Here is a 26,263-nt window from a genome sequence, read left to right on the forward strand (position 1 = left end):
ACGATAAAGTTCCTATTAAAAGGATAACTATTTCATTTTCACATAAATCGTGTTTGGTTTTTAGGTATTTTTGTCTTGCTGATTTAACGTTCTCTTAACGTTGGAGGTGTAAAAATAATTGACTTTTGCAGCAAGTTAAAAAACTAACAAATACTCGAAGAAAATGAAAAAAATGTATTTTGCATTAGCGGCATTTTTAATGACCGTAACTGCTTTTTCACAAGGACCAATTACTGGTACTGTATTAGATGGCGACTCAAATAGTCCGTTGCCAGGTGCTACAGTAATAGTAAAAGGAACAACAAACGGAACATCAACTGATTTTGATGGTAATTTTACAATTAACACAAGTTCTGCATCTGGAACTTTAGTAGTTTCTTACATTGGTTTTAATTCAAAGCAAGTTGCTTTTACTGCTTCAGGTAATATTGGTTCTATTGTTTTAGAGCCTAATGCTGAAGAATTAGAAGGTGTTGTTGTAGTTGGTAGAGGTCTTATTGACCTTGCTAGCGATAGACAAACACCAATAGCAGTATCATCTATTCCTGTTGAAATCATTCAAGAGAAAATTGGTACTCAAGATATTACGATGACAATGGTAAACACTCCATCTGTTTATGTATCTGGTCAAGCTGGTGGTTTTGGTGATTCTGATATGAGGGTTCGTGGTTTCGAACAAGATAACACTGCGTTTCTTTTAAACGGTCAGCCGATTAACGGTATGGAAGACGGTAAAATGTACTGGTCTAACTGGTCTGGGTTAAATGATATTGCAAGTGGAGTTCAAATTCAACGTGGTTTGGGTTCTTCTAAATTAGCAATTTCTTCTGTTGGTGGTACGGTTAACTTCGTTACCAAAGCAACTGAAATGAATGAAGGTGGTTTTGCATACGCAACGGTTGCTAACGATAACTACATTAAAACAACTGCGGGTTATAACACAGGTGTTTCTGAAAAAGGTTGGGGTTTAAGTGTTATGCTTTCTCACTGGCAAGGTGATGGTTACAATGAAGGTAACTACGGTGAAGGTCAGACTTACTTTATTTCTGCTGGTTTTAGACCAAATGAAAAGCACGGTTTCAACTTATTACTTACTGGTGCACCACAATTTCACGATCAAAATTTTACAAAATCTATAGCTGATTATCAGCAGTACGGTGTACGTTATAATAACAACTGGGGTACTTACAACGGTGTTTACAAAACTGAAAGAAGAAACTTCTACCATAAGCCTGTTGCTAACTTAAACTGGGATTTTACTATTAGCGATAAGTCTAACCTTTCTACTGTATTATATGCCTCTTGGGGTAACGGTGGTGGTACTGGTGACCGTGGTAATAGAATTAGAACTGCTGAAGGTCGTATAGATTACGATGCTATTTACGCAGCTAATGGTGAAATTGAAAACGGAGCTGGTGGTTATTTTACAGCTGGTGGTGGTTATGTTACTCGTTCTTCTATGAACTTACATAGCTGGTATGGTTTAATTACAAATTTCGAAACTAAAATTACAGATGAACTTTCTTGGAATGTAGGTTTCGATTTAAGAACATACTACGGTAAACACTTTAGAGTTGTTTCTGATTTTCATGGTCTTAATTCTTGGGCAGAAACAGTTCGTTTAAGGGATCAAAACAATAATCACGAGAGATACGGTACTTTTGGTACTTATAAGAATGTACTGGCAACAGAAAGCTTTAGACCTTCTGGTTGGGCTGCTGCTTTTGATTCTTATCCTGATGAGCAAAAAATAGCGTATAATAATGAAGAGCGTATTTCTTATGGTGGTTTGTTTAGCCAGTTAGAGTATGCAACAGATAATATGTCTGCATTTTTTCAAGGTTCGGTTTCTAATCAAAATCACCAAAGATTTGACTTTTTTCAATATGCAGATCAAGCATTAATTGATGGTACTTCTAGTCAAGGTACAGATGAAGCTATACCAGCAGGTATTACACCTGGTACAGATTCTGAAAAAGTAGATAACTTAGGGTATAATGCTAAAGCTGGTTTAAGTTATAAAATTTCAGAAGCTCACGCATTTTATGTAAACACTGGTTACTACAATCGTCAGCCTTATCATGATAATATTTACTTAAGCTTTACAAACCAAGTAAACCCTTTAACTGAAAATGAAAAGATTTTCGGCTTAGAAGCTGGTTATGGTTTCAAGAGTTCAATGTTCTCTGCTAACGTTAACTTGTATAGAACTTCTTGGAAAGATAGAGTTGTATCTAGCTCTAATATTGTTGATGATGTACTTCAGTTTACAACTAATTTTGGTACAGAGCAATTGCACTCTGGTGTAGAGGTAGATTTCAAATTTAAACCTATTACAGATTTAACAATTAATGGTCAGTTTTCTGCAGGTAACTGGGAATATGTAGGTGATGCTACAACGCAGGTTTCAGATGAAGACAGAAACATTATTAGCTTTGAAAACGTTGATTACGACGGAGGTAAAGTTGGTGGTGCTGCACAATTATCAGGTGGTTTAGGTTTTGTTTATAAAATCAACCAAAAATTCTCTATCGATTCTGATTGGAGATATTATGATAATTTATATTCTGATGTAGGTGCGGTTAAAGAAAATTTAAAATTACCTTCTTACAACTTATTAGATGCTGGTATTACTTTTAGAGTTCCATTAGGAGCTGATAAATTAAAGCAATTGAAAATAAGAGGTAACATTAACAATTTATTTGATACTGAGTATCTTTCAACATTGACTACTGCTAATTTTGCAGAAGCTGGTGATGTAACTTATGATGGTATTGCAGTATCTAACCAAGGTTACTTTGGTTGGGGTAGAACTTGGAACGTTACTTTGCGTTACGAATTCTAGTAGCAATATTGATAATAAATAAAAACCCTGACCATCTGGTCAGGGTTTTTTTATGCTCAAAATTCAGTACATTTAAAACTTAAAATTAGAACTATGTACGAAACTATTCACATGCTACATTCATACTTGGCTTATATAGCATTGGCTGTATTGATCTTAGCAGTTATTAATGCTATTTCAGGTCTTGTTGGAAAGAGAATCTTTAATATGGGTAAAGATCTTAGATTAAGCCTATTTGCGCTTATTTTGTGCCATATTCAATTAACAGTAGGGCTAATATTGTATTTTGTTTCTCCAAGTGGATTTAGCGCAATACAAGAGTTTGGTATGGGTGGTTTAACTTCTGCTGCGCGTTTATTGGCAGTAGAACATCCTTTCATTAATATACTGGCAATTGCATCAATAACCATAGGTTGGTCAAGACATAAGAAATTTGTTGACGGAGCTAAAAAATTCAAGAGTATTGCTATTTTCTACACAATAGGATTACTTCTTATTTTAAGTAGAATTCCTTGGGGACAGTGGTTTAACTAATTCAATAGTATTTATATATGAATAAAATTACATCAACCCTTTTGGTGCTACTTTTTAGTACCTCATTATTTGCTCAAAAAACGGCATTGTTCAACGGTGAAAGTTTAGAAGGATGGACGATTTACGGAACCGAGAAATGGTACGTAGAAGATGAACTGCTCATCTGCGAAAGCGGACCTGATGCTGAATATGGTTATTTAGGTACCGATAAGGAGTATAAAAACTTCATTCTTGATTTAGATTTTAAACAAGAAGCAGATGGTAATAGTGGGGTGTTTATACGATCAAATGTAGAAGGCACAACCGTAAGCGGTTGGCAAGTAGAAGTAGCTCCGCCGGGTGCATTTACGGGTGGTATATATGAGTCTTATGGAAGAGAATGGTTAATTAAACCAGCACTAGAAAAAGACAAGGCATTGAAATTTGGTGAGTGGAACCACATGAAGATAAAGGTCGACGGTAAGGTGGTAACCTCTTGGGTAAACGGTGTTGAAATGGTTTCTTTGAAAGATAGAATTATTGGTAAAGGCAAAGGTGCCATTTTATTACAAATTCATTCTGGTGGAGGTATAAAAGTAAAGTGGAAAAATATTGAAATAGAAGAGTTAGATTAATTCATATTATGAACTTTTTTAATGAGGTGCAGGTATACAGGAAAATGGTCGCTATAGCCACCAATATAACTTCCGCCTGCATAAGTCCGTAATGGGTAACCTTTATATTTTCCTTTTGGGTCCATTAAATATTCAGGAGTAAATATCCCTACTTTCCAATAACTATAACCTTCTCGGTCGGCACTTATAAGGGAAGATGTCATGTATAATTGGTCGAACAAATTCCATTTATCACGGTAAGCTAAAGAACCTCTTCCTTTTTTATAAAGTTTTTCCATTGGTCCATAGAGGCTTAAAGAGTCCAAATTCTTAGAGTTTTTTTCAACAAGTAATATTTTTTTTAAACTCGGGTCTATAGGGTCATCGTTAAAATCTCCCATACTTATAATTTTGGCACTGGTGTCTTGTCTTTGAACAGAATCTATAATCCGTTTATTCAACTTGGCAGCTTCTAATCTAAAAGGTCGACTTCTAGCCTCGCCACCACTTCTAGAAGGCCAGTGGTTTACAATAAAGTAAATCTTTTCATTATCTAATAACCCTTCTACAATAAGTTGATCTCTAGAGTAATCTCTTTTTCCTTCAAGGTTAAAAAGTAGCAATCTATGGCTATTGAAATTAACAGGAACAAAGGCACTTTTCTTATACAGTAGCGCTACGTCTATGCCACGTTCATCGGGAGATTCGTAATGTACAATTCCGTAATTGAATTTTGCTAAGTTCTTATGATGTACCAAATCTTCAAGTACACCTAAGTTTTCTACTTCGCAAACTCCTACAATATCTGGTGCTGTTTTATTATCTGTAGAGCCAATTTCAGAAATCACCTTCGACATATTTTCTAATTTGTTCAGATAACGTTCTTCAGTCCATTTATCTTTTCCTTCGGGAGTTCTATCATCATCAAAAATTAAAGTATCGTTTTTAGTATCAAATAGATTTTCTAGATTATAGAAAGCAACGGTTCTAATTTGATAAGAATCAGCTTTTTGTGCATAGGTAAGTAAAGGGGAAAAGAAACATATTAGAAGTAGTAATCGCATTGTTGAGGGTATTTTGTCTTAATTATAAGCGAGTATACGGAAAATTCACGTTAATTATTTCTTAAATAGTATCTTAATAGCTCATTAGTAAGGCCTTAAGATATAGAATGATTAAGCATACCCTCTTTTTATTACTATTTGTTAAAATATGTTTCCTAAATGCTCAAAGTGCAACAACAATTTCGGGGATAATAAAAGAAAGGGTTGCAAGTGAGGTAATTGCTAATGCAGAAGTAGTCTTAGAAGGAGAATCTACACCGATAACTACTAATGAATTAGGAGAATTTAAATTGATCACTACCAATAAAGGAGAATTCATACTCCAGATTTCTACGCCCGATTTTGATAATAAAAGAATACCCGTATTTCTTGATGACAATTCTATTGACTTAGGCATTATTTTTTTGGAAAGAGATATGACTGTAGAAAAATCTATAAATCTCATTAATATTACCGATGACGAGTTATTAGATGATGAGATAAATTCTAACGCACTTGCTTTATTACAGTCCACAAAAGATATTTTTCTAAACAGAGCGGCTTTTGATTTTGGTCAGGCATTTTTTAGGGTAAGAGGATATGATTCTCAATATGGTGAAGTGCACCTAAACGGATTGCCAATGAATAAAATGTATGACGGCCGACCACAATGGAATAATTGGGGAGGATTAAATGACGTTATCAGAAATCAACAATATGCGAATGGCTTAGAAGCATCAGATTTTACTTTTGGAGGAATTTTAGGAAACACAAATATAGATTTGCGACCATCTGGATTAAGACCAGGTACGCGATTATCTTCATCTCTCTCTAATAGAACATATAGCGGCAGATTAATGGCAACCTATAATTCTGGAGTTAAGAATGAGAAATTCGCCTATATTATTTCAGCTTCTCGTCGCTGGGCAAAAGAAGGATATATGGATGGTACTTTGTATGATTCGTATTCTGTTTACGGTTCGTTCGAGTATCTTTTAAATGAAAAGAATACAATTTCAGCCACAGCAATCGTAGCATCAAATAGAAGAGGGCGGTCTTCTGCAATCACAGAAGAAGTACAAGAAATTCAAGGAAACAGATATAATCCATATGCCGGTATTCAAGATGGTAAAATTAGAAATTCTAGAGAGCGACATATTCGCGAGCCATTGTTCTTATTCAACTATCATCATGAATCTAAAAATGTGCAAATAAATGCTGGTTTGGGCTATCAAACAGGTATGTACAAGAGAAGTCGTTTAGGGTATTATAATGCTCCGAATCCTGATCCTACATACTATCGATACTTACCTAGTTTTTATTTGAATTCCCCTATTGGTGCCAACTTCGAAAGTGCAATTCAAGCAGAAGAAGGCTTTATTGAAAATCCTCAATTAGATTGGGAAAATATATACAAGGCGAATACCAGTATAAGCCAAAACGGAGAAGCGGCTTATGTACTGTATGATGATACCATAAAAGATAATCAGATTACTGCTAGGGCTACTGCCAATATAGATATTGATAGTCATTTGAAACTTGATCTGGGTGCAACTCATAGGCAGCTAAATTCTGAAAATTTTGCCCAAATAAATGATTTGTTAGGGGCAGATTATCATCGCGATATCGATACGTTTTCAGAAACCTTAAATGATATTTCATCTGAAGTAAATAAAGGTGATGGTGCTGTTTTTAATTACAACTATAATTTAAAGGGAAGCAATAGCGATTTTTATACGCAGTTAAATGCGCATTATAATAAAGTAAAGGCGTTTGTTGCTGGTAAGTATGCTTTAGTTAATTATCAAAGAGAAGGTTTGTTTAAGAATGAACGCTTTTTAGATAATTCGTTTGGGGAGAGTGAGCAGGTAAAATTTTCGAATTGGTCGTTAAAATCAGGCGCATCTTACACAATAACTGGTAGGCATTGGGTTTCTGTAAATGCTGCGCTTATAAATAGAGCACCCGTTTTACAAAATGTATTTATAAACCCGAGGGAGAATAATGCGATAGTGCCCAATTTGCAAAGCGAAACTGTGACTAGTGTCGATGCAACTTATTTTCTTAGAATGCCAAAATTGACAGGTAGATTTACAGGGTTTTATACCCGTTTTCAAAATACAACAGATGTAAATTTCTTCTTCGTTGATTCGGGTGTTGGTTCAGATTTCGTTCAAGAAGTGCTGACTGATTTAGACAAATTACATTTAGGTATTGAACTTGGTTTAGAATACCAATTTTCTAGTGCTGTAAAACTTTCGTTAGTAGCTTCAGTGGCAAAACATGAATATGCGAGTAACCCATTTGTGACTATTAATTTTGATACCGCAGGTGCAACCGAAGATTTAATTGATATTTCTGGTTCTAAGTTTTTGGGGCAATCGGCAGTAAAAGATTATAAGTTGGCACAAGGTCCGCAGAAAGCAATTGCGGCAGGTATAGAATATAGAGATCCTAAATATTGGTGGATTAGTGCTTCTGCCAACTACCTAGCAAATAACTATGCAAATATTTCTACGATAACCAGAACTCAGAGTTTTTTAATTGACCCAGAAACCCAGTTAAGATTTCCTGATGCGACCGATGAAAACGTTCAAAAATTACTAATGCAGAAACCATTAGATAATTTCTATTTATTGAATATGGTTGGGGGTAAGTCGTGGCTTAAAAAAGGTAAATACATTAGTGTTTTTGCAAGTGTTAACAATCTTTTTGACACCACTTTTAGAACGGGTGGTTATGAGCAGAGTAGAAATGGTAATTACGGTCAGCTAAAGCAAGATAATTTTAGTGGTAATCCGTCTTTTGCACCTAAGTATTGGTATGGTTTCGGTAGAACCTATTTTTTAAATTTCGCTTTCAGTTTTTAAATCTGATACAAATAGTATGAAGATAAAAAGTAATATATTTTATTCCATGATAGTCATTGCTCTTATGCTATCCTCTTGTGTGAAAGATAAGGAATTTGATGCTCCAGATTTAGAATGTTCTGATACTGAATTTACGTTTATTAGTTTATCAGAATTAAAGAATATGTATGTTGACGAGACTATTCAGATTCAAGAAGACTTGGTTATTAAAGGTTATGTAATTTCTTCGGACAAGGACGGTAATTTTTTCAATACAATACATTTTCAAGACGAGCCAAGTAATCCATTAGGTGGAATGAAAATCGAATTAGAATTAAGAGATGCGCATTTGTTCTTTAATGTGGGCCAGCAAATAATCATAAAGTTAAAAGGCTTGTATTTGGGTGAGTCTAAAGGGATTTATAAAATTGGTGGTGTATTTACCTCTTTTGGTAACCGTAGTGTAGGTAGGCTGCCTAAAAATGTTGTTTTTGACCATGTATTGGTCTCTTGTAAAGGGAATTTGGGTATTGAGCCTACTTCAGTTGCTATTTCAGAATTAAATGCATCTATGTTGAATACATTGGTTGCTGTAACTGATGTAGAAATCACGCAAGAAGAGCTAGGGGAATCATTTGCGATTAAAGAAGAAGAAACTTTGAGAACATTAGTTGATTGTGGCGATAACGAATTGGTAATAGTAAACAGTGGTTATGCTGATTTTCAAGCTGAAATACTCCCAGATAAAATGGGAACTGCCACCGGAATATTAACTAAGGATAATAATGAATATCAATTGATCATTAGAAGTGTAGATGATCTTTCATTTAACCAAGAACGATGTGAAGATTTGATTGATGAATTTACGTCTTCTTTAATTTTTATATCTGAAATTGCTGACCCCGATAATAATGCAGGAGCCCGATTTGTGGAGCTATATAATGCATCTGAAGAAAGTCTATCATTAAAAGGATGGATGTTAGAGCGGTATACAAATGATAATATACAGGTAAGTTCAAGTATAGATTTATCTGAATATGTAATAGAAGCCAACGGACTCATAGTAATTTCACCCAATGCAGAAGAGTTTAAAAATGTTTATGGGTTTGAGCCTGATATATCCGTCGGCACAAACTCCCCGGCAGATTCTAATGGCGACGATACTATTGTGCTAGTAGACCCTTTCGGTATGATTATAGATATTTTTGGAGTTATTGGAGAAGATGGCAGTAATACCAATCACGAATTTGAAGATGGTGCTGCTGTACGTAAATTAGATGTAGTTTCTGGAAATTCGATTTTTACCGCAAGCGAATGGACTATTTACAATGATACAGGCGATGCGGGTACAATAAATCAGCCTCAAAATGCTCCGTTAGATTTTAGCCCAAGTGTGAGATAGCTTTACGCTATTTCTTTAGAATCGATTATTTTTTTAACGGCACTTTCGGTTAAAGGTTTAACAATATAATCTTTAACCAATTTGTAGTCTTTAGCCTTTTCCATGTACTTAGGGCTAATAAAAGAACTGGTAATATAAATTTGAATATGCCCTATTTTATCTTCTGGCAGTGCTTCAAATTCTTCTAAAAATGACCACCCATCTCTATTTGGCATATTTAGGTCTAGAAAGATAACGTCGGGTAGTGTTATATTTTCGACCAATAAACCAATTAAACCATCAAGAGCTTCTTGACCACCAGAATAATAAAGAATATTATCACTGAAGTTATGTTGCTTTAAAATACGCTTACTACTGACGGAAAAAAATTCGTCATCATCAATAATACAACAACTAGAAAATATACTCATTTTAAATTATTTCAAAAGTAAATCTTACTCAGATTTAAGTTGGAGAAAAACAACCCATTACACTTGACGAAGTTATTAAAATGACTAGACAACTTTAATATAAATAGAAACAAGTTGCCCCCATTTTTATTAACAATAGTGTTTTTGTCTTTAACTGAAATGTGTCATTTAATTTTCAGTAATTGTTCCTAATATTTTGGCAAGATCATCTGGTGTTATTGGTTTTAAAATATAAGTATCTACTTGCTCATAGTTTTTTACCCGCTCTAAGTCTCTTGGGTCAACTGAAGAACTAATGATGTAGATTATAATTTTTTTTGATCTTTTGCTTTTGCAGTTTTTAAATTCATCTAAAAATTCCCAACCATTTAGTATGGGCATATTAAGGTCTAAAAAGATAACATCAGGTAAAGGTTCTCTGGCCATACACAATCTTGTGAGGCCGTCAAGAGCTTCTTGTCCGTTGCTATATACCAATATAGAAGTTGCAAAATCTACTTCTTTTATTATTCTTTTGGTACCATATACAAATATAGGGTCGTCATCTATTATACAGCATGTTGAAACTTTATTCATAGTCAATTTTATTTAGCTCTTTTTAAGTTTGATGAAAATGGTTGTGCCTTCGTCTACTTTACTTTCTATACTAATACTACCACTCATTGACTCGACTTGATTTTTGGTAATGAACAGTCCAATTCCTTTAGCATCTTTATGCTTATGAAAAGTTTTATACATACCGAAAATAGTATTGCCATGTCGATCTAAGTCTATTCCTTGACCGTTGTCTGTGAATGAAATTACAATGTCTTCTCCTTTAATTTCAGATTTTATTTTTATAACAGGTGTGCGTTGTATTGAGCGATATTTTAGGGCATTTGTAAGTACATTTAAGAAAATACTTTCTAAATATGCTGGTACTGCATTTACAAAATGAGATTTTTCAATATCAATGTTAAGCTTGGCATTTTGTTCTTCTAATAAACCATTGATACTTTGAGTAATTTGGTTTAAAGTATTAAGTATGCTAATACTTTGTAATTTTTCAAGAGCTCCGGTTTTAACCTGAACAACATCGTTTAAATGCGCAATAGTTTCAGATAAACTTTCGGTAGCGCTGGTAATCATTCGATTTATATTCTTTCGCTCGTCTTCATCTTCTTCTTTATTCAAAAATGTGGTAAGCATCGTCATATTGGTAGAATGCGAACGAAGGTTATGCGAAACGATATGGGCGAAATTAGTTAAACTTTCATTCTGGCTTTTGGTAACATCTACCAATGCTTCTAATTTGTTTTGTGCTTCAATTCTATCAGTAATGTCTAAAAATTGAGTGATAACATGACTTACTTTACCATTCAAATCTTTTACAGGGGTTGATCCAATTATAGCATGTACTATATTTCCGTTTTTATTAAAATATCTTTTCTGAAACTGTAAATGCTCAGAGCCGTAATTAACTACTTTGTTTTTATAAGAATTACTGCCTGGTTTATCATCTGGGTGAGTAATATCCATCGAGGTCATTTTTAATAACTCTTCTTCAGAATATCCTAAACTATGCGATAAGCTTTTGTTTATTTTTAACCATTTAAGTTCTGGACTTACCAGTGCCATACCAATAGCAGAGTGTTCAAAAGTTTCAGCAAATAACTTAGTACTTTTGGCTAATTCAATTTCGGTACTACGAAGTTCTGTAATATCCCAATTAGCACCTGTCATTTTAATAGGTTGCCCGTTTATATCTCTAATAGTTTTGGAAATTCCTTTAATATATCTAGTGGATCCATTTTGAAGTTTTATTCTGTATTCTTCGTCAAAATCTTTCATACCCTTTATAGCATCAAAGGTGGCGGCTAATATTCTTTCTTTATCGGTTTCATCTATGGTAGATGACCAGGTTTCAAAAGCTCCTGAAAATTGATTTTCATTTAAATCAAAAATTCGGTACATTTCATTATCCCATTCTAACTCTTTTTCAACGAGATCATAGTTCCAAGTTCCAATTTTTGCAGTTTGGGTGGTAATTTTTAATCGTTCGGAGATTTCTTGATGGGCTAACTCAATTTTCTTTCGCTCGTCTATATCTTGAAAAGTGCCAATAATTCTAACCGCTTTTCCGTTTAGCATTTCAACCTCCCCTTTTGCACATACCCAAATTTCATTGTTTTTGGCAGTGATAATAATTAGTTCTGTGTCAAAAGGTTTTCCTTCAGCAATTGCGATACTAATTAAGTAAGAAATTTTATCTCTGTAAACACCTTCTTTATAAAAATTTATTCCTTCCTCTAAGTTTGGAACAAAATCAGCTTCCACTTCGTGAATGTCTTTTGTTGTTTTTGTCCAGTGTACTGTATTATTTATTAAGTCTAGTTCCCAGCATCCTATTCTGGCAACTTCTTCAGCTCTATGTAGTAGCTCTAGTTCTTTCTGTACGGCGGTAATATTATCTAAAAATATAATGGCACCGTCAAAACCATGATCTTCAATAGTAGAAGGTATAATTTTCCATTTTAGCCATTGTAGCTTGCCATCTGGTAAAATGAATTTTTGTCCAATATTTATATCCTCTTGTCCTTTTATGCCATTTTTTACAGCAACTTTAAAAAGGTTAGGAGTTTCAATTGTATGATCAAATAAATTTTTGTCGATGATATCGATTTCACCTAAACTAAATTTTTCTTGCCACTGGTTAGAGTAACTAATAAAGTTTAACTTAGTATCCACGATAGCAATTGCATTGGGGGACTCTTTTAAAAGAAAGTCAACGGCTAATGTTTTCAAAAGTTCTAGAATTTTAATTTAAAGGTACATATTATCTTTAAGGTAGGAAAAAATTATGGAATAGTAAGAAAATACATCTTGATATGATTACTTTCATATTGTCGTGAATGAGAATAATTTATTATACAAAACTATGAACGAGGTTTTTTTTAAAGAGATAAGAGAAGGTAGCTTTAATGAGGTTAAAGCTATGTTAGAGAAGAATCCTATACTCGTCAACAGTAAAGATGTTAGAGGTTCAACACCTTTAATTTTGGCTACTTATTATGATGAAATGGAAATTGCAACGCTACTATTAGACAAAGGAGCAAAAATCGATGCTGTAGATGCATCTGGTAACACAGCCTTAATGGGTGTTTGCTTCAAAGGCTTTACCGATCTTGCAAAATTATTGATAGATAAGAAGGCACAACTTAATGAGCGTAATGCTATGGGGGCAACTTGCCTAATTTATGCTGCACAATTTAATCGTTTAGAAATCGCAAAATTATTAATAGCGAATGGCGCAGATAAAACAATAAAAGATAATAGGGGCAACAGTGCATTAGATCATGCTAAAACTCAAGGTTTGAGCGCTTTTATTGATTTGTTGGAGTAATAGTATGAAAGAGGAGCAAAACGGTCGTTTAAAAATAGCACTTATACAATCTACTTTACATTGGGAGGATCCACATACCAATAGAGAAATGTTCGGCGCCAAAATCGATCAAATCGATGAACCTGTTGATTTAATAGTTTTGCCAGAAATGTTTACCACAGGCTTTACAATGTCACCTGATAATATTGAAAAAAAAGAAGGTTTGACAACCCTAGATTGGATGAAGAAAATGGCTGCCAATAAAAATAGTGCAGTAGTTGGTAGTGTCGTATTTCATGATAATGACAAATATTATAATAGACTCTTATTTGTAAGACCAAATGGCGAATATGAAAAGTATGATAAGCGACATACATTTACTTTAGCTGGTGAACATGAAAAATATACTGCAGGTACAGAAAGACTAATAATAGACTACAAAGGTTTTGCCATCTGCCCATTAGTATGTTATGATCTTCGTTTTCCGGTATGGAGTAGAAACACAGAAAATTTTGATGTTTTAATATATACAGCAAATTGGCCTACGCCAAGAATTAATTCTTGGGATGCACTTTTAAAAGCAAGAGCCATCGAGAATATGGTGTATTGTGTTGGGGTAAATCGTATAGGTGAAGACAAAGTAGGACATCAGTACCCGGGGCATTCTAGCGTATATGACCCACTCGGAGAATTGGTTTCACTTTCTGAGAAAGAAGAAACAATTATTATTGAATTAGTAAAAGATGAAATCGACCTAGTGCGAAATAAGCTCCGTTTTTTAAATGACCGCGATGATTTTAATCTATCAAATTAAAGGTCTCTATTTTTTCCCAATTAGCGCGTAATTCTATTAGCGTAGGGTAGTAGCTTATTTTTTCAGGTTGTCTATGTTCTAAAAAACTGCCTGTATCCCATTTTCCATTACCGTTCATGTCGAATATGACTCTAGCTTGGTATTTACCAGGATTTAAATTATCAAAGACATACGCCTGTGGCTCAGTAGCGTAAATTTCTCGTTGTAAATCTCCTTTTTCGTTGGTAAGCTGAACAATTATCGGGTAAACGATTGAGCTGCCATTTAGATTTAAAGTTAAGTTGCCATAATCTGCAATGCTCTTTGTTCGAAAAGAATAAGCGACCGAATCATTAGATGTTTCGAAAAAGTCGGTTACCGCACCAGGTATAAGTTCCATTCTATAGCTTTGGTCGGGGTCAATCTTAAAGTTAAAATTCAATAAATTTTCTAAGGTATCGAGCTTTAATTTATAAGCAATTTCAACAGAATCTTTATCCATCAATTTAATTTTGGTGCTATCGAAACTAACTAGTGGAGTATTACTTAAGAGATTTATAGGCTTATCCATTTCAATATTTCCATTTTGACTCATCGAAATTTTTAAGGAGTCAAACTCAACTTTTCTGTTTTTAACTTTAAACGTATCTTTTGTAATTAAAGATTCATTAGTAATTACAAAAAGGAGAGAGTCCATTTCATAAGGTGTAAACCAGAAATTCAATGTGTCTTTTTCTCTTTCTTTACTAATCTTCGTTCTAACTGTATCGGGTATTTCGGTAATGGTTTCAATTGATATGTCGGTTCCATCTCCATAATAGCCAAAGCTAATTCTATTACTAGCTTCCATACTGGGTACGGCTATGCTGTAATCGGGTATTTCTTTAAATAGATTCAATAAATAGATAGAATCTGTAGGTAAGTTTATAGTATCACGTACAAAACCTATTTTATCGGTTTTTTGATCGAATAAATTATTGCCTGTGGCATCTTTAATACCAAATAAGGCATATTTGCCTTCCTTTAAATTATTAAGTTTAAATATAACTGCGCTGTCTAGCGTATTGGTAATATAGTTTGGTGGTCTCTTGTAAACGGTAGAGTCTGTATAACTAGTGTCAATTTTATAAAGCATTACGCTGACAAAATCATCGGCATTTTTATTGAATGCATCTTTAACTACGCCTGTTAATTCTAATGAATCGATATAATCGCCAGTAGAGAAAACATAGGTAAAAAAAGATTTTGGGTTTTCTTCGTTGTTGTCGACAATACCTTGACCGAAATTAAAAGTATAGGTTGTATTTGGTTCGAGCGTGTCTTTAATAGTAATTTCTACGTATTTGTTAGCATTACCAATAGGTGAAAGTACAGGAGCATTTTTTAAAGGGGGAGAAATTATAAGCTGCTTTTGAATATCTTTTAGCTTCACTAATTCATCAAAATACAATCTAATCTTTTGCCCAGTAAAGTTGGTTGTTAAATTTGGTGGCTCTGCCCTTGTTAATTCTGGTGGAGTTATGTCTTTTGGTCCACCGGTAGGTGTGCCCCTTTGTGCGCATTGGTATGACACCAATACGATGATAAAAACAAATATAAAACCTAAAATTTTTCTGCTCATTAGTGTAATTATCGACCGCAAAGAAACAACATATTTTATAGAAATCTAATTCTATGGAACAACTGCCATACTTGATATGTAAATTTCAACACCTTCAATATCTTTGAAGGTGTTTGCACAAATTTCCATAGTAGCACCGGTAGTAATAACATCGTCAACCAACAATATGGTTTTGTTTATTAATTTTTCTCCATTTTTGATTTCATATAACGACCGGTTGTCATACCATCTGTTTAGTCTATTTTTCTTGGTTTGTGTTTTAGTATTTGCAGTTTTTATCAAAATATCATCTGTATAGTTTGCATCAATGTGAAGTGCAATTTGTTTTGCAAATAGTGCCACTTGGTTATAACCTCTCTTCTTAAGTTTCTTTCTGTGTAAGGGAACGGGAATTACATAGTCGATTTTTGGCAAATGACCTTGTTGCTTCAAAATTTGACCATGCCAATCGCCTAAAAATATACCTATACCTTCTTGGTTTTTATATTTTAAGAAGTGAATAAGGTTTTTTACGATTCCAATTTCGGTAAAGAATAAGAATGAGTTTGCTTTTTTTATGTTAATTCGACCATAAAAAATACGGTCAACTGCATTTTCATCGTTAAAGGTGTACTCGGTAAGTGGTAATTGGTGTCGGCAAGATGTACAGAGAAGAACCTCTCCTCTATATAATCGTGCATTACATCCAAAACATGATATGGGTAAGAGTATGTTCGTAACATCCTTTAGTATATTTGAAATTCTGTTTTTCATCAAATTTTACAGATTAAACAACCTACAGCCCACTTTTTAAATGGACAGTCAAGATAATAAATTCAATTATAAAATAATACTAGCAGCATTTGTTGCAGTTCTTTTAGCACTATTAATTGCATTCTACTATAGTTATGCCCAATCAAACGATCAAATAGACTTTTTAGAACAAGAGAAAGAGATTCTTGTAAAAGACCTTACTATTATGAAAGCAGATGTAGCTCGCTTATCTGCAAAAAGTGAAATGAACGATATTGAATTGAAAGATTCCAGGTATAAGGTACAAGAACTTTTAGATTCTGTAGGTCGATTAAATTTTACAGTACAAAAGTTAAGAGAATTTAAAACGGAATTACGTAGGTTAGAGTCTAAGAACGATAGCTTACTTTTAAAGAACAACTTCTTACGTTATAACAACATGTTACTTACCGATAAGTATGATGAGTCTCGTAAGCAGATGGAAAATCTAAGAGCAAACAGTAATTCTCTAGCAGAAGCAGAAGCTTTACAAAGAAGAAAAATACTAGAACTTAATCAGAAATTAAAGACGAAGAGCTATTTGAAAATGGCTAATTCTGAAGGAAGCGGTTTTAGATTAATTCGTGGTACAAAGCCAACCAAAACCAATAAGGCATCTATAATTGAAAAATTAAGAGGTTGCGTTACAGTTTTAGCAGATGAGAGTGAAGCTGATAACGAGAAGGTAATTTATTTACAGTTTTTAGATCCAAACAAACAGATTGTTGAAGACAATGCTAATACTATTACAGTGAACGGTAATGTTTATAGTAAAAGAGTTGAATTTATATTTACAGGATTAGAGTCGCCAATTTGTGAATCTATTACCATACCAGAAGGTTCTTTAATTGAAGGTAATTACACATTAAATGTGTTCGAAGACGAACGTTTAATTACTTCTTCTGAATTTGAATTGAAATAATTATTTTTTTTTTGGGCTATTGTTCTATTTTTGCAACATGGCAAAGCAAGAAGATGATTTTAAGCGTGTAATTTCTCACGCAAAGGAATACGGATATGTATTTCAATCTAGTGAAATTTATGATGGGTTAAGTGCTATTTATGATTATGGTCAAAATGGTGTAGAACTTAAAAAGAATATACGCGACTATTGGTGGAAGGCCATGGTTCAGCTCAATGATAATATCGTTGGGTTAGATGCTGCAATTTTCATGCATCCACTAACGTGGAAAGCTTCTGGGCATATAGATGCGTTTAATGATCCATTAATAGATAATAAAGATTCTAAAAAAAGATATAGAGCAGATGTTTTAGTCGAAGATTATGTCGCTAAAATTGATGCTAAAATTGAAAAAGAGGTCAATAAGGCTGCTAAGCGTTTTGGCGAAGCTTTTGATAAAGAACAGTTTTTGCAAACGAATCAGCGTGTAGTTGATTATCAAGAGCAAGGAAAAACTATTTTAAGCAGGTTAGGTAAATCTTTACAGGATGAAGATTTAGCTGATGTAAAAGCTTTAATAGAAGAATTAGATATCGCTTGCCCAATGTCAGGTTCTAAAAACTGGACAGAGGTAAAGCAGTTTAATCTAATGTTCGGTACAAAGTTAGGTGCCAATGCAGAAACTGCAATGGATCTATTTCTTAGACCAGAAACTGCCCAAGGTATTTTTGTAAATTTCTTGAATGTTCAGAAATCTGGTCGTATGAAAATTCCTTTCGGAATTGCACAGACCGGTAAGGCTTTTAGAAATGAAATTGTTGCAAGGCAGTTTATTTTTAGAATGCGTGAGTTCGAACAAATGGAAATGCAATTCTTTATACAACCAGGCACCCAGAAAGAGTGGTACGAGGTTTGGAAAGAAAAAAGAATGAAGTGGCACATGTCACTTGGTTTAGGTCAAGATAATTATCGTTTTCATGACCATGAGAAATTAGCTCATTATGCAGATGCTGCTTCTGATATAGAATTTCGTTTTCCATTCGGTTTTAAAGAATTAGAGGGTATACATTCTCGTACCGATTTTGATTTAAGCAGTCACGAGAAACTCTCGGGTAAGAAACTACAATATTTTGATCACGAAGTAAATAAGAACTATGTTCCTTATGTATTAGAAACTTCTATCGGTTTAGATAGAATGTTCTTGGCAGTATTCTCTAATTCGCTTAAAGAAGAGGAATTGGAAAATAATACAACTAGAACGGTACTTAAGTTACCAGCTGTTTTAGCACCAGTAAAAGCGGCTATTTTGCCTTTGCTTAAAAAGGACGGCTTACCAGAAATAGCACACCAAATTATAGATGACCTTAAATGGGATTTTAATGTGGTTTATGATGAAAAAGATGCTGTGGGTAGACGTTACAGAAGACAAGATGCCAATGGTACTCCTTTCTGTATTACTGTTGATCACCAGTCTTTAGAAGATCAAACGGTTACCATTAGACATAGAGATTCTATGGAACAAGAGCGTGTTGCTATATCAGCATTGAATGGTATCATTCATGATGCAGTAGATATGAAGACCTGGTTAAAGAAAATGGAATAAGTTAAAGGGTGTAATTCAACTTTACACCGCCATAATAATTAATAGTGTTCCCAGGGTAGAAATACCTTGGGGCATTTCCTCCAAATCCGGTAGCGTTAATTAATACTGATTGGGCGTACTTTGTGTCTGTTAGATTATTGATGCCAAAATCTAGACCTACCCGTAATTTTTCTGTAATTTGATTTTTATAGCCCACTTTAATGTTCAATAAATTAAAGGAGTTGCTATAAAGTGAATTCGCATCTGTTAGCGGAATTTCATCTATAAATTGATGGGTGATATTTGCAAATAATCCGTTTCCAAAATTAGTTTGTATACCAGAGTTTATTTTGTTTTTGGGTACACCTGTTAATGCATTTTCAGAATAATCTTCATCAGCTTCCTCGTCTATGAAATCAACAAATTTATGATTACTATAGGTGTAGCTTATAAATGGCGAAATTGTTATTTTATCGGTTAGGCTGATACGATAATTTAGGTCTAAATCAATACCTTGATGTTTAGTTTTACCTGCATTACGCCCAATATACTGGTTATCTCCTACGCGTTTAGCTACGAGTAAGTTTTTTATGGGCATTAAGTAAAAAGCGACCTCTAATTTTAGTCTATCGTCTTTACTTTTATGCTCAATACCAATCTCATAGTTCGTACCTGTTTCTTGAACAATATCAGGATTGATGATGCCGTCAGGCGTTAATGTTTCTTCTAATCCGGGGTTTGAAAATCCGCGGCTAACATTCGCATAAAGTTTATTTGTAGGTGAAATAGCGTAGTTTAAATCTAAACTGGGCAAGAATAAGGTTTTAAAATCCCTATAAGCACTTGTACTTGATGCACCAGAGTTAAAAAGATCTCTAAAATCATACTGAGTTTTATTAATATTTAATCCTAATTGTGCGGTCAACTTATTTGTAAATGAATACGATGCTGTAGCAAAACCGTTAATTTGACTTCGAAATTCTTTGTTTTTAGATAATCGATCTCCTTGTAAGCTTCCATTGCCGTCATTCTCTTGATAAAGATTTTCAAATGTTCCCCAAGAATATTCATCTTTATAAAGCTCACCTCCAAAAGTGTATGAAAGGGCATTTTCAGAAATATTTAAAGTACCTGAGAACAATGTTCTTAAGCCGTAACCATTTGTGTATTCATCTAAAATATTAAACGGTGCAGGTTCATAATGATCTAAATAAGTGTAGAATAGACTAGTAGTATTTTTAAGTTTAGAATTTGCATAGTATGTATGAGAAAGGCCTATTAGGCTATAATTGTTGTCTTCGTACCCTTTGGCTGACCTCCACGTAAAGGCAGCTTGAGTAGGGTCTTCATCGAAATCTTCTTGGCTTATTGAACTAGCGATTTGAGCCGAGTAATCGATATGATTTACCAGAAGTCCGACTTCACTTTTTTCTGAAAGTTTGAAAATGGTGTTTAAAAGGAATCCGTCACGTTCAAATCTGTTGTTTTCGCGGTATCCATCTATCTCCATATGGCCATATTGAAAGGTCATATAAAAATCTTTTTGTGAATGGGTAAAACCTAAACTGTTTTTAAATAATCCGAAAGAACCAATAGTAGTATTATTGGTAAATTTAGTAGGTTGGTCGCTCAGTTGTTTGGTGTTTAAGATAATTGCTCCACCTAAATTTGTGCCAAATCCTGTTCCTTTTGGTCCTTTAATGATTTCAACAGAAGTTAAGTTCTCTAAGTCAAAAGCTTCAATAGTTGAAGACCCTGTTCCGTTGGTAATTGGAATGTTATTATAGTATAGCCTTAGTTTGTCTGTGCCGTATAATGTTCTTGAACCGACCCCTCTAATAGTTATTCTGTTGGTATTTAAAGCGCCAGATAATGCATAAAGCCCAGAAACTTGATTGATAGAGCTGATGAAATCTACCGGACTATAATTTGCAAATGTTGTAGCGCCAATCGTTTGTGAAGGTATAATGCCAATGGCATTTTTAGCAGTAAGCGTATCTATTACAATAACTTCGCTTAATTGGGTAATACTATCTTTTTCGACAGTATTTTGTGCAAAAAGACTTGAAGAAATTGAGGTAATAAGTAGAAGGGAGAATATTCTTTTCATAGAAGGGTAAAACCCCAAAAATACCTATTAAAAGCGGTAACCTAAAGATAAACCGGCTTTGAACATAAAATCCTTCTGAAAATCTTCAGGATTAATGTTTCTGCCTAAACCACCATTTAATTCTATAGTAAATTTTTGACTTCTCGTTGACCATTTATATCCACCGCCAAGACCAAGTGCTACGGTTGAATAATCGTAATTTCTACCGCCTAGATTTTCGGTGTCATCATTATCATCACCCGTATAATACAATCCGAATACTTCAGCAAATAGACCACTTTTAGGTCCGTAACCAAAGTAGGCTCTCAAATTGGGTCCTATTCCAAAATTACCGTTATAATCTGTAGATTTTCCATCAAAATAAAGAGTACCTCCAATACTAGTATCTTCATTGATGTAATATTCGTAACCGAATTCTACAGTAGAAGTCACCAAAAATTGACCAATATTCAATTTTACTTCATGACTGTTTTCGTTGTCATGGTAAGCTTGTGCAAAAGAAGAAGCTGATATAAATAGTAAGGCAATAGAAAAAATAATCTTGTTCATAAGATGCGTTTTAAAATGCAAATATTTTTTAAAAGATGTGAAATTATGATTTTAATAGAAAGTATGCACCTTTAATCTTCAACTCTTTTTTATTTTTAAGGCAAAATGAATAGAGATGAAGATCATATCTTATAATGTAAATGGAATTAGGGCAGCATTAAGAAAGGGTTTTTTAGAATGGTTGGGTACCGTATCGCCAGATGTAGTTTGTCTTCAAGAAATTAAGGCTAACGAGGATCAGCTCGATCTTTCATTGTTCGAAGAGGCGGGTTATAAATACAATTATTGGTATAGCGCTCAAAAGAAGGGCTATAGTGGTGTTGCTATACTCTCTAAGACCGAGCCAGATACTGTGGTGTTTGGCACAGGCATCGATTATATGGATTTCGAAGGGAGAAATATTCGTGCCGATTTTGGTGATATTTCTATCATGAGCATGTATTTGCCTTCAGGTTCAAATATGCAGCGTTTAGATTTTAAGCTTACTTATATGGCAGATTTTCAAGAGTATGCCGATAATCTTAAAAAGACGAATCCGAACTTAATAGTACTTGGAGATTATAATATTTGTCATGAAGCAATAGATATTCATAACCCTGTAGGATTAAAAAACGTATCTGGTTTTTTACCGGTGGAAAGAGAATGGATAGGAGATTTCATGAAAAGCGGATTCATAGATAGTTTTAGGGAATTTAATTCTGAGCCAGATAATTATACCTGGTGGAGTTATAGGGCGAATGCTAGAAATAACAATAAGGGTTGGCGTTTAGATTATGCCATGGTAGCTTCTACGTTGAAAGATAGGTTGTCTAGGTCTGTAATTTTAACAGGGGCGAAGCACAGTGATCATTGCCCTATTTTGATAGAGGTAGAGAGTTAACGAAATGGATACAAGTACCCTTAATATATTTAGTAATTTTGTATTTAAGGATTGCAAATTTTAAATTGAATGATTTATACCAATTTACCGCATACAGATATTGAAGTAAGTAAAATATGTTTGGGTACTATGACCTGGGGTAATCAGAATACCGAAGAAGAAGGTCATGAGCAAATTAAATTCGCCATTGATAAAGGTGTTAATTTTTTAGATACTGCTGAGCTGTATCCTATTCCTGCACATAAAGACAGGTATGCCGCTACCGAGAAAGTTATTGGTAATTGGTTTAAGAAAAACGGTAATAGAGAAGATATCGTTTTAGCTTCTAAGATTGCAGGAAAAGCCGATATGACGAAGTTTATTCGAACTACCGGGTTTACTAGAGAGTCTATTATTGATGCGGTGGAAGGGAGTTTGCAGCGTTTACAAACAGATTATATCGATTTATATCAACTGCATTGGCCAGACAGAAGCACAAACTATTTTGGTCAAAGAGGATACAAGCATGACGTATCTGACCACTGGGAAGATAATATTCATCAGGTTTTAGAAACCATGCGCGATTTAATACGCGAGGGTAAAATTAAACATGTAGGTATATCTAACGAAACACCTTGGGGTACCATGCGTTTTTTGGAGGAGAGTAAAGTTCATGGCACTTTGCCTAGAACCATTACAGTTCAGAATCCATATAGTTTATTAAATAGACTTTTTGAAGTGGGTATGGCAGAAATTTCTATGAGAGAGCAAGTAGGTCTATTGGCATATTCTCCGATGGGATTTGGTGCGTTGAGTGGTAAGTATTTAGGTGATCGAATGCCAGAAGGTTCTCGATTAAGTTTATTTCCTCATTATAATAGATATATCGGCGATACAGCTGTAGAGGCGACAAAAAGATATTATGATTTGGCACAGACAAATGGTCTAACGTTAGCACAAATGGCTTTGGCGTTTGTAAATACGAGACCTTTTGTAACCAGTACTATTATTGGTGCCACAAGCATCAGGCAATTAGAAGAAAATATTGGTAGTATAGATGTTGATTTATCCGAAGATGTTTTAAAAGAAATAGAAGCCATTCACAACTCAATACCAAATCCAGCACCATAATATGGGAAGCCTTATTTTATTAAAAGTCGGATTCGGACAAATAGTCCTTATTCTAGTAGTAATAATAATCATTATGGTTTTGGCTAGAATAATGAGAGACAAGCGTTAACTGAATAAATTGCCAGCAATTTCTTCAATTTTCGAAGCCATTAAAATTTTAATTTTGGTCGATTTAAGACTTATTTTATTACTTTTTGAAATAATTATGGTGTCATAACCTAATTTTTCGGCTTCAAGAATACGTTGCTCTACCCGTTGTACCGGTCTAATTTCACCAGCTAAACCAACTTCTGCAGCAAAACAAATACCCTTGTCAATGGGTATGTCTTCATTGCTTGATAGAATTGCGGCAACAACAGCTAAATCTATTGCTGGATCATCTACAGAAATACCACCAGTTATGTTTAAGAAAACATCTTTTGCGCCTAGTTTAAAACCGGCGCGTTTTTCTAATACTGCCAATAGCATATTTAATCTTTTGGCATTATAGCCAGTAGTAGAACGTTGTGGAGTACCGTAAACAGCAGTACTCACAAGTGCTTGAATTTCAATAAGTAAAGGTCGCATGCCTTCTACGGTCGAGGCAATTGCGGTACCACTTAATCCATCATCATTTTTAGAAATCAAAACTTCAGAAGGGTTGTTGACTTCACGCAATCCGCTGCCTTGCATTTCATAAATACCCAATTCTGCAGTTGATCCGAATCTATTTTTTAGCGATCTAAGAATACGATAAACATAATTACGATCACCCTCGAATTGCAGAACAGTATCGACCATATGCTCTAGAATCTTAGGTCCGGCAATAGAGCCATCTTTAGTGATATGACCAATAAGAATTACGGGTGTGTTCGTTTCTTTGGCAAATTTTATAAGCTCGGCAGTACATTCTCGTATTTGCGAAATACTACCTGCGGCAGATTCTATGTAATCAGAGTGAAGCGTTTGTATAGAATCGATAACTACAATATCGGGTTCTGTAGCTTCAATCTGTTTAAAGATATTTTGGGTTTTCGTTTCCGTTAGAATAAAACAGGTTTGACTGTTTGGGTGAATTCTATCGGCACGCATTTTAATCTGTTTTTGGCTTTCTTCACCAGAAACATATAGCGTTTTATAAGGTAGTTTTAAAGCGATTTGTAGCAGTAAGGTGCTTTTTCCGACACCAGGTTCACCACCAAGAAGTACTAATGCACCAGGTACTAAGCCACCACCAAGAACTCTATTGAATTCGAGATCAAAAGTGTTTAGGCGTACTTCTTTTTCAATACTAATTTCATTAACCAAAAGAGGTTTAGAGACTCTTTTTGAGGTCTGAGAAGGAGTTTTCCAACTTGCCTTCTCTTCTTTTTGTACCACTTCTTCAACAACGGTATTCCATTGTTTACAAGCAGAGCATTGCCCTACCCATTTGGCATATTGAGTACCACAATTTTGACAAAAAAATGCAGTTTTAGTTTTGGCCATTTTTAGCTTTTATTGAAAAAGCTAAAGGTAGCAAGAAGTTTGAAACGATTATATTTTAGAATGAAATTATAGGCTAATTTTCACCGGACCGTTCTTTTTTAAAAGCACTAAAGGCGAGGAAAAATGATGCCCACGCCATAAATAGGGCAATACCGTTATAGGCTAAGATAAATTCTCCTTTTAAGCCAAAATAAGTAAAGAGCACTCCGGAGAACACGAAGTACATTGCGTCAATTTTAATCATAATTAAGTAGGTTAGGCTAATTTGGGATAGCCGTTTATTTAATATAATAATTTTTAAAAACCGAAATCGGCTTTTAGTGCATCCATTTTTTCAAGGGCCATTTCTTTAGTTAAAAAATCTATTTCTTCCATTTGAAAAGATTTTTCAAATGTTCTTAATGCTTTCTTAGGTTCGCCAAGTTGTTCATAGTATTCAGCTTCAAAATAAAAACCTAGCATCGTCTCTGGGTACTCTTTTTTACAAAGGTCAGATAAAGGTTTAAGCGACTCAAAATCCTCCTTTTTACGAGATGCCGCATATATTGCCATAATATCATTTAGTTCAACAGGCTTGCTAAAACCGAACATATCGACAATGCCTTGGTATTTGTTTTCTAAATAATTATAAACTGGCTCTTCACTAGTTAATATCTGGGTTTTGTATTCTTTCGGGCTGATAGGTTTAAACATTCCGAAGATATTATCAAATGCTTTTCCGATGCCATAGGTAGCAACAGAAATATGATCTGCATTTGTATATTCATCAAAGAAATAATGCAAAGACTCTTTGTCTATGGCTTTCAAACCTTTGTCCATTGTTAAAATTCGTTGCTTGTCATTACTAGCTTCCCCTTCAACAATTAACTGATAGAATATTTGGTCTTCAATGATGCCTAATCGCATAGGTACTCTACTTTCCATTTCTGGCGCAAGAGTAGGTGAAATACTTACATAGCCATCAAAAACAGAATTGTCTTTAAACAACCAGTAGTTCATGAAGTTAGCTGTAATGTCATAGCCTACAATCATTTTAAAAGGCGCTGTACTGTAATTAAGGTCTAGGTAGGGTATTAGTTCCATTCCTATAAATTCATAAAAACTTTTTCCTTTTTCTGAAGGCAGGCCGCTATCTTGATCAAAGGCGCAATCTTCATACCTTAAATCATTTTCGCTTTGGTTTATACCCACAACAATACTCTGTGGCATACCGTGAAAACGACTATAAAATTTCGAGGTTGCCACTACCTGTTCAAATAGATATTCGCCATCAAGTACAATGATTAAAGGGTACTTTTTGGTTTCATCCATATTTTCAGGAAAATAGTAATGAACATCTCTTCGTTCTTGAAGTTTAAAAGATTCGAAGATTTCTTGTGTCACTTGAGCATAGGATGTTATCCCAAATAAAAGTGCGAATATTAAAGCTACATAACGCATAA

General features: G+C 34.2%; 22 protein-coding genes. 11 read left to right on the forward strand and 11 right to left on the reverse strand.

The annotated features are described in order from the left end of the window. Positions 1-163: 163 nt before the first annotated feature. The 3 genes from QSV08_RS17505 (at position 164) to QSV08_RS17515 (ending at position 3,993) form a co-directional block, all read left to right on the forward strand. Positions 164-2,845, forward strand: coding sequence for a TonB-dependent receptor (locus QSV08_RS17505; protein ID WP_324024998.1), 2,682 nt, complete (start codon positions 164-166; stop codon positions 2,843-2,845). Between the two features lie 93 nt (positions 2,846-2,938). Beyond that, positions 2,939-3,379 (forward strand): hypothetical protein, encoded by a 441-nt coding sequence (locus QSV08_RS17510; protein ID WP_324024999.1) that lies wholly within the window; start codon positions 2,939-2,941, stop codon positions 3,377-3,379. Positions 3,380-3,396: 17 nt separating this feature from the next. Further along, positions 3,397-3,993 carry a 3-keto-disaccharide hydrolase gene (locus tag QSV08_RS17515; protein WP_324025000.1) on the forward strand — a complete coding sequence of 199 codons (597 nt, stop codon included), beginning with the start codon at positions 3,397-3,399 and terminating at the stop codon, positions 3,991-3,993. Here QSV08_RS17515 and QSV08_RS17520 read toward each other — a convergent pair. Beyond that, complete coding sequence (locus QSV08_RS17520; protein ID WP_324025001.1) at positions 3,990-5,036, reverse strand: endonuclease/exonuclease/phosphatase family protein; 1,047 nt, start codon at positions 5,034-5,036, stop codon at positions 3,990-3,992. The two genes, QSV08_RS17515 and QSV08_RS17520, sit on opposite strands and share 4 nt — an antisense overlap. 107 nt (positions 5,037-5,143) lie before the next feature. On the opposite strand from QSV08_RS17520, the gene QSV08_RS17525 reads away from it, so the two are divergent. Continuing rightward, a complete protein-coding gene (locus tag QSV08_RS17525; protein ID WP_324025002.1) occupies positions 5,144-7,885 on the forward strand; it encodes a TonB-dependent receptor in 2,742 nt (913 codons plus the stop codon). Positions 7,886-7,964: 79 nt separating this feature from the next. Further along, the gene (locus QSV08_RS17530; protein WP_324025003.1) at positions 7,965-9,266 is read left to right on the forward strand and encodes a DUF5689 domain-containing protein; all 1,302 of its coding nucleotides are present in this window, start codon (positions 7,965-7,967) and stop codon (positions 9,264-9,266) included. 2 nt (positions 9,267-9,268) lie between these two features. Here QSV08_RS17530 and QSV08_RS17535 read toward each other — a convergent pair whose 3' ends face one another. The 3 genes from QSV08_RS17535 to QSV08_RS17545 form a co-directional block, all read right to left on the reverse strand. After that, positions 9,269-9,676: a response regulator gene (locus tag QSV08_RS17535; protein ID WP_324025004.1), complete on the reverse strand. Its 408-nt coding sequence runs from the start codon at positions 9,674-9,676 to the stop codon at positions 9,269-9,271. A 168-nt stretch (positions 9,677-9,844) separates the two neighbouring features. Beyond that, complete coding sequence (locus tag QSV08_RS17540) at positions 9,845-10,252, reverse strand: response regulator (RefSeq protein WP_324025005.1); 408 nt, start codon at positions 10,250-10,252, stop codon at positions 9,845-9,847. A gap of 12 nt (positions 10,253-10,264) precedes the next feature. Further along, positions 10,265-12,460, reverse strand: coding sequence for a PAS domain-containing protein (locus QSV08_RS17545; RefSeq protein ID WP_324025006.1), 2,196 nt, complete (start codon positions 12,458-12,460; stop codon positions 10,265-10,267). Between the two features lie 133 nt (positions 12,461-12,593). Between QSV08_RS17545 and QSV08_RS17550 the strand changes: the two genes are divergently transcribed. Continuing rightward, positions 12,594-13,058 (forward strand): ankyrin repeat domain-containing protein, encoded by a 465-nt coding sequence (locus QSV08_RS17550; protein WP_324025007.1) that lies wholly within the window; start codon positions 12,594-12,596, stop codon positions 13,056-13,058. A gap of 4 nt (positions 13,059-13,062) precedes the next feature. Further along, the gene (locus QSV08_RS17555; RefSeq protein ID WP_324025008.1) at positions 13,063-13,851 is read left to right on the forward strand and encodes an amidohydrolase; all 789 of its coding nucleotides are present in this window, start codon (positions 13,063-13,065) and stop codon (positions 13,849-13,851) included. Here QSV08_RS17555 and QSV08_RS17560 read toward each other — a convergent pair. Both QSV08_RS17560 and QSV08_RS17565 read right to left on the reverse strand, forming a co-directional pair. Further along, complete coding sequence (locus QSV08_RS17560) at positions 13,835-15,451, reverse strand: Ig-like domain-containing protein (RefSeq protein ID WP_324025009.1); 1,617 nt, start codon at positions 15,449-15,451, stop codon at positions 13,835-13,837. The two genes, QSV08_RS17555 and QSV08_RS17560, sit on opposite strands and share 17 nt — an antisense overlap. A gap of 51 nt (positions 15,452-15,502) precedes the next feature. Beyond that, positions 15,503-16,204, reverse strand: a complete 702-nt coding sequence (locus tag QSV08_RS17565; RefSeq protein WP_324025010.1) for a ComF family protein — start codon at positions 16,202-16,204, stop codon at positions 15,503-15,505. Positions 16,205-16,244: 40 nt separating this feature from the next. Between QSV08_RS17565 and QSV08_RS17570 the strand changes: the two genes are divergently transcribed. Then, a complete protein-coding gene (locus tag QSV08_RS17570) occupies positions 16,245-17,144 on the forward strand; it encodes a hypothetical protein (protein ID WP_324025011.1) in 900 nt (299 codons plus the stop codon). A 37-nt stretch (positions 17,145-17,181) separates the two neighbouring features. After that, the gene (locus QSV08_RS17575) at positions 17,182-18,726 is read left to right on the forward strand and encodes a glycine--tRNA ligase (protein WP_324025012.1); all 1,545 of its coding nucleotides are present in this window, start codon (positions 17,182-17,184) and stop codon (positions 18,724-18,726) included. Between the two features lies 1 nt (position 18,727). Here the strand turns inward: QSV08_RS17575 and QSV08_RS17580 are convergent, their stop codons facing one another. Both QSV08_RS17580 and QSV08_RS17585 read right to left on the reverse strand, forming a co-directional pair. Next, positions 18,728-20,815, reverse strand: a complete 2,088-nt coding sequence (locus tag QSV08_RS17580) for a TonB-dependent receptor (RefSeq protein ID WP_324025013.1) — start codon at positions 20,813-20,815, stop codon at positions 18,728-18,730. Between the two features lie 27 nt (positions 20,816-20,842). Next, a complete protein-coding gene (locus tag QSV08_RS17585; RefSeq protein WP_324025014.1) occupies positions 20,843-21,364 on the reverse strand; it encodes a hypothetical protein in 522 nt (173 codons plus the stop codon). A gap of 115 nt (positions 21,365-21,479) precedes the next feature. Between QSV08_RS17585 and QSV08_RS17590 the strand changes: the two genes are divergently transcribed. Next, the gene (locus QSV08_RS17590) at positions 21,480-22,244 is read left to right on the forward strand and encodes an exodeoxyribonuclease III (protein WP_324025015.1); all 765 of its coding nucleotides are present in this window, start codon (positions 21,480-21,482) and stop codon (positions 22,242-22,244) included. A gap of 69 nt (positions 22,245-22,313) precedes the next feature. Beyond that, entirely contained in the window at positions 22,314-23,354 is a 1,041-nt protein-coding gene (locus QSV08_RS17595; protein ID WP_324025016.1) for an aldo/keto reductase, read from the forward strand. A gap of 105 nt (positions 23,355-23,459) precedes the next feature. On the opposite strand, the gene radA is transcribed toward QSV08_RS17595, so the two are convergent. From radA to QSV08_RS17610, 3 genes are all read right to left on the reverse strand, one after another. Then, positions 23,460-24,821: a DNA repair protein RadA gene (gene radA / locus QSV08_RS17600; RefSeq protein WP_299321573.1), complete on the reverse strand. Its 1,362-nt coding sequence runs from the start codon at positions 24,819-24,821 to the stop codon at positions 23,460-23,462. A 73-nt stretch (positions 24,822-24,894) separates the two neighbouring features. After that, positions 24,895-25,065, reverse strand: a complete 171-nt coding sequence (locus tag QSV08_RS17605; RefSeq protein WP_155941599.1) for a hypothetical protein — start codon at positions 25,063-25,065, stop codon at positions 24,895-24,897. 53 nt (positions 25,066-25,118) lie between these two features. Next, on the reverse strand, positions 25,119-26,261 hold the full coding sequence (locus QSV08_RS17610; RefSeq protein WP_324025017.1) for an alpha/beta hydrolase: 1,143 nt from the start codon (positions 26,259-26,261) through the stop codon (positions 25,119-25,121). Between the last annotated feature and the right edge of the window lie 2 nt (positions 26,262-26,263).

The sequence above is a fragment of the Maribacter sp. BPC-D8 genome, assembly GCF_035207705.1.
Classification (GTDB): domain Bacteria; phylum Bacteroidota; class Bacteroidia; order Flavobacteriales; family Flavobacteriaceae; genus Maribacter.

Bases quoted from the DNA above. Each gene is read 5' to 3' on its own strand.
- QSV08_RS17505 (WP_324024998.1), top strand. From the start codon at position 164: ATGAAAAAAATGTATTTTGCATTAGCGGCATTTTTAATGACCGTAACT.
- QSV08_RS17510 (WP_324024999.1), top strand. From the start codon at position 2,939: ATGTACGAAACTATTCACATGCTACATTCATACTTGGCTTATATAGCA.
- QSV08_RS17515 (WP_324025000.1), top strand. From the start codon at position 3,397: ATGAATAAAATTACATCAACCCTTTTGGTGCTACTTTTTAGTACCTCA.
- QSV08_RS17520 (WP_324025001.1), bottom strand. From the start codon at position 5,036: ATGCGATTACTACTTCTAATATGTTTCTTTTCCCCTTTACTTACCTAT.
- QSV08_RS17525 (WP_324025002.1), top strand. From the start codon at position 5,144: ATGATTAAGCATACCCTCTTTTTATTACTATTTGTTAAAATATGTTTC.
- QSV08_RS17535 (WP_324025004.1), bottom strand. From the start codon at position 9,676: ATGAGTATATTTTCTAGTTGTTGTATTATTGATGATGACGAATTTTTT.
- QSV08_RS17540 (WP_324025005.1), bottom strand. From the start codon at position 10,252: ATGAATAAAGTTTCAACATGCTGTATAATAGATGACGACCCTATATTT.
- QSV08_RS17550 (WP_324025007.1), top strand. From the start codon at position 12,594: ATGAACGAGGTTTTTTTTAAAGAGATAAGAGAAGGTAGCTTTAATGAG.
- QSV08_RS17555 (WP_324025008.1), top strand. From the start codon at position 13,063: ATGAAAGAGGAGCAAAACGGTCGTTTAAAAATAGCACTTATACAATCT.
- QSV08_RS17560 (WP_324025009.1), bottom strand. From the start codon at position 15,451: ATGAGCAGAAAAATTTTAGGTTTTATATTTGTTTTTATCATCGTATTG.
- QSV08_RS17565 (WP_324025010.1), bottom strand. From the start codon at position 16,204: ATGAAAAACAGAATTTCAAATATACTAAAGGATGTTACGAACATACTC.
- QSV08_RS17570 (WP_324025011.1), top strand. From the start codon at position 16,245: ATGGACAGTCAAGATAATAAATTCAATTATAAAATAATACTAGCAGCA.
- QSV08_RS17575 (WP_324025012.1), top strand. From the start codon at position 17,182: ATGGCAAAGCAAGAAGATGATTTTAAGCGTGTAATTTCTCACGCAAAG.
- QSV08_RS17580 (WP_324025013.1), bottom strand. From the start codon at position 20,815: ATGAAAAGAATATTCTCCCTTCTACTTATTACCTCAATTTCTTCAAGT.
- QSV08_RS17585 (WP_324025014.1), bottom strand. From the start codon at position 21,364: ATGAACAAGATTATTTTTTCTATTGCCTTACTATTTATATCAGCTTCT.
- QSV08_RS17590 (WP_324025015.1), top strand. From the start codon at position 21,480: ATGAAGATCATATCTTATAATGTAAATGGAATTAGGGCAGCATTAAGA.
- QSV08_RS17595 (WP_324025016.1), top strand. From the start codon at position 22,314: ATGATTTATACCAATTTACCGCATACAGATATTGAAGTAAGTAAAATA.
- radA (WP_299321573.1), bottom strand. From the start codon at position 24,821: ATGGCCAAAACTAAAACTGCATTTTTTTGTCAAAATTGTGGTACTCAA.
- QSV08_RS17605 (WP_155941599.1), bottom strand. From the start codon at position 25,065: ATGATTAAAATTGACGCAATGTACTTCGTGTTCTCCGGAGTGCTCTTT.
- QSV08_RS17610 (WP_324025017.1), bottom strand. From the start codon at position 26,261: ATGCGTTATGTAGCTTTAATATTCGCACTTTTATTTGGGATAACATCC.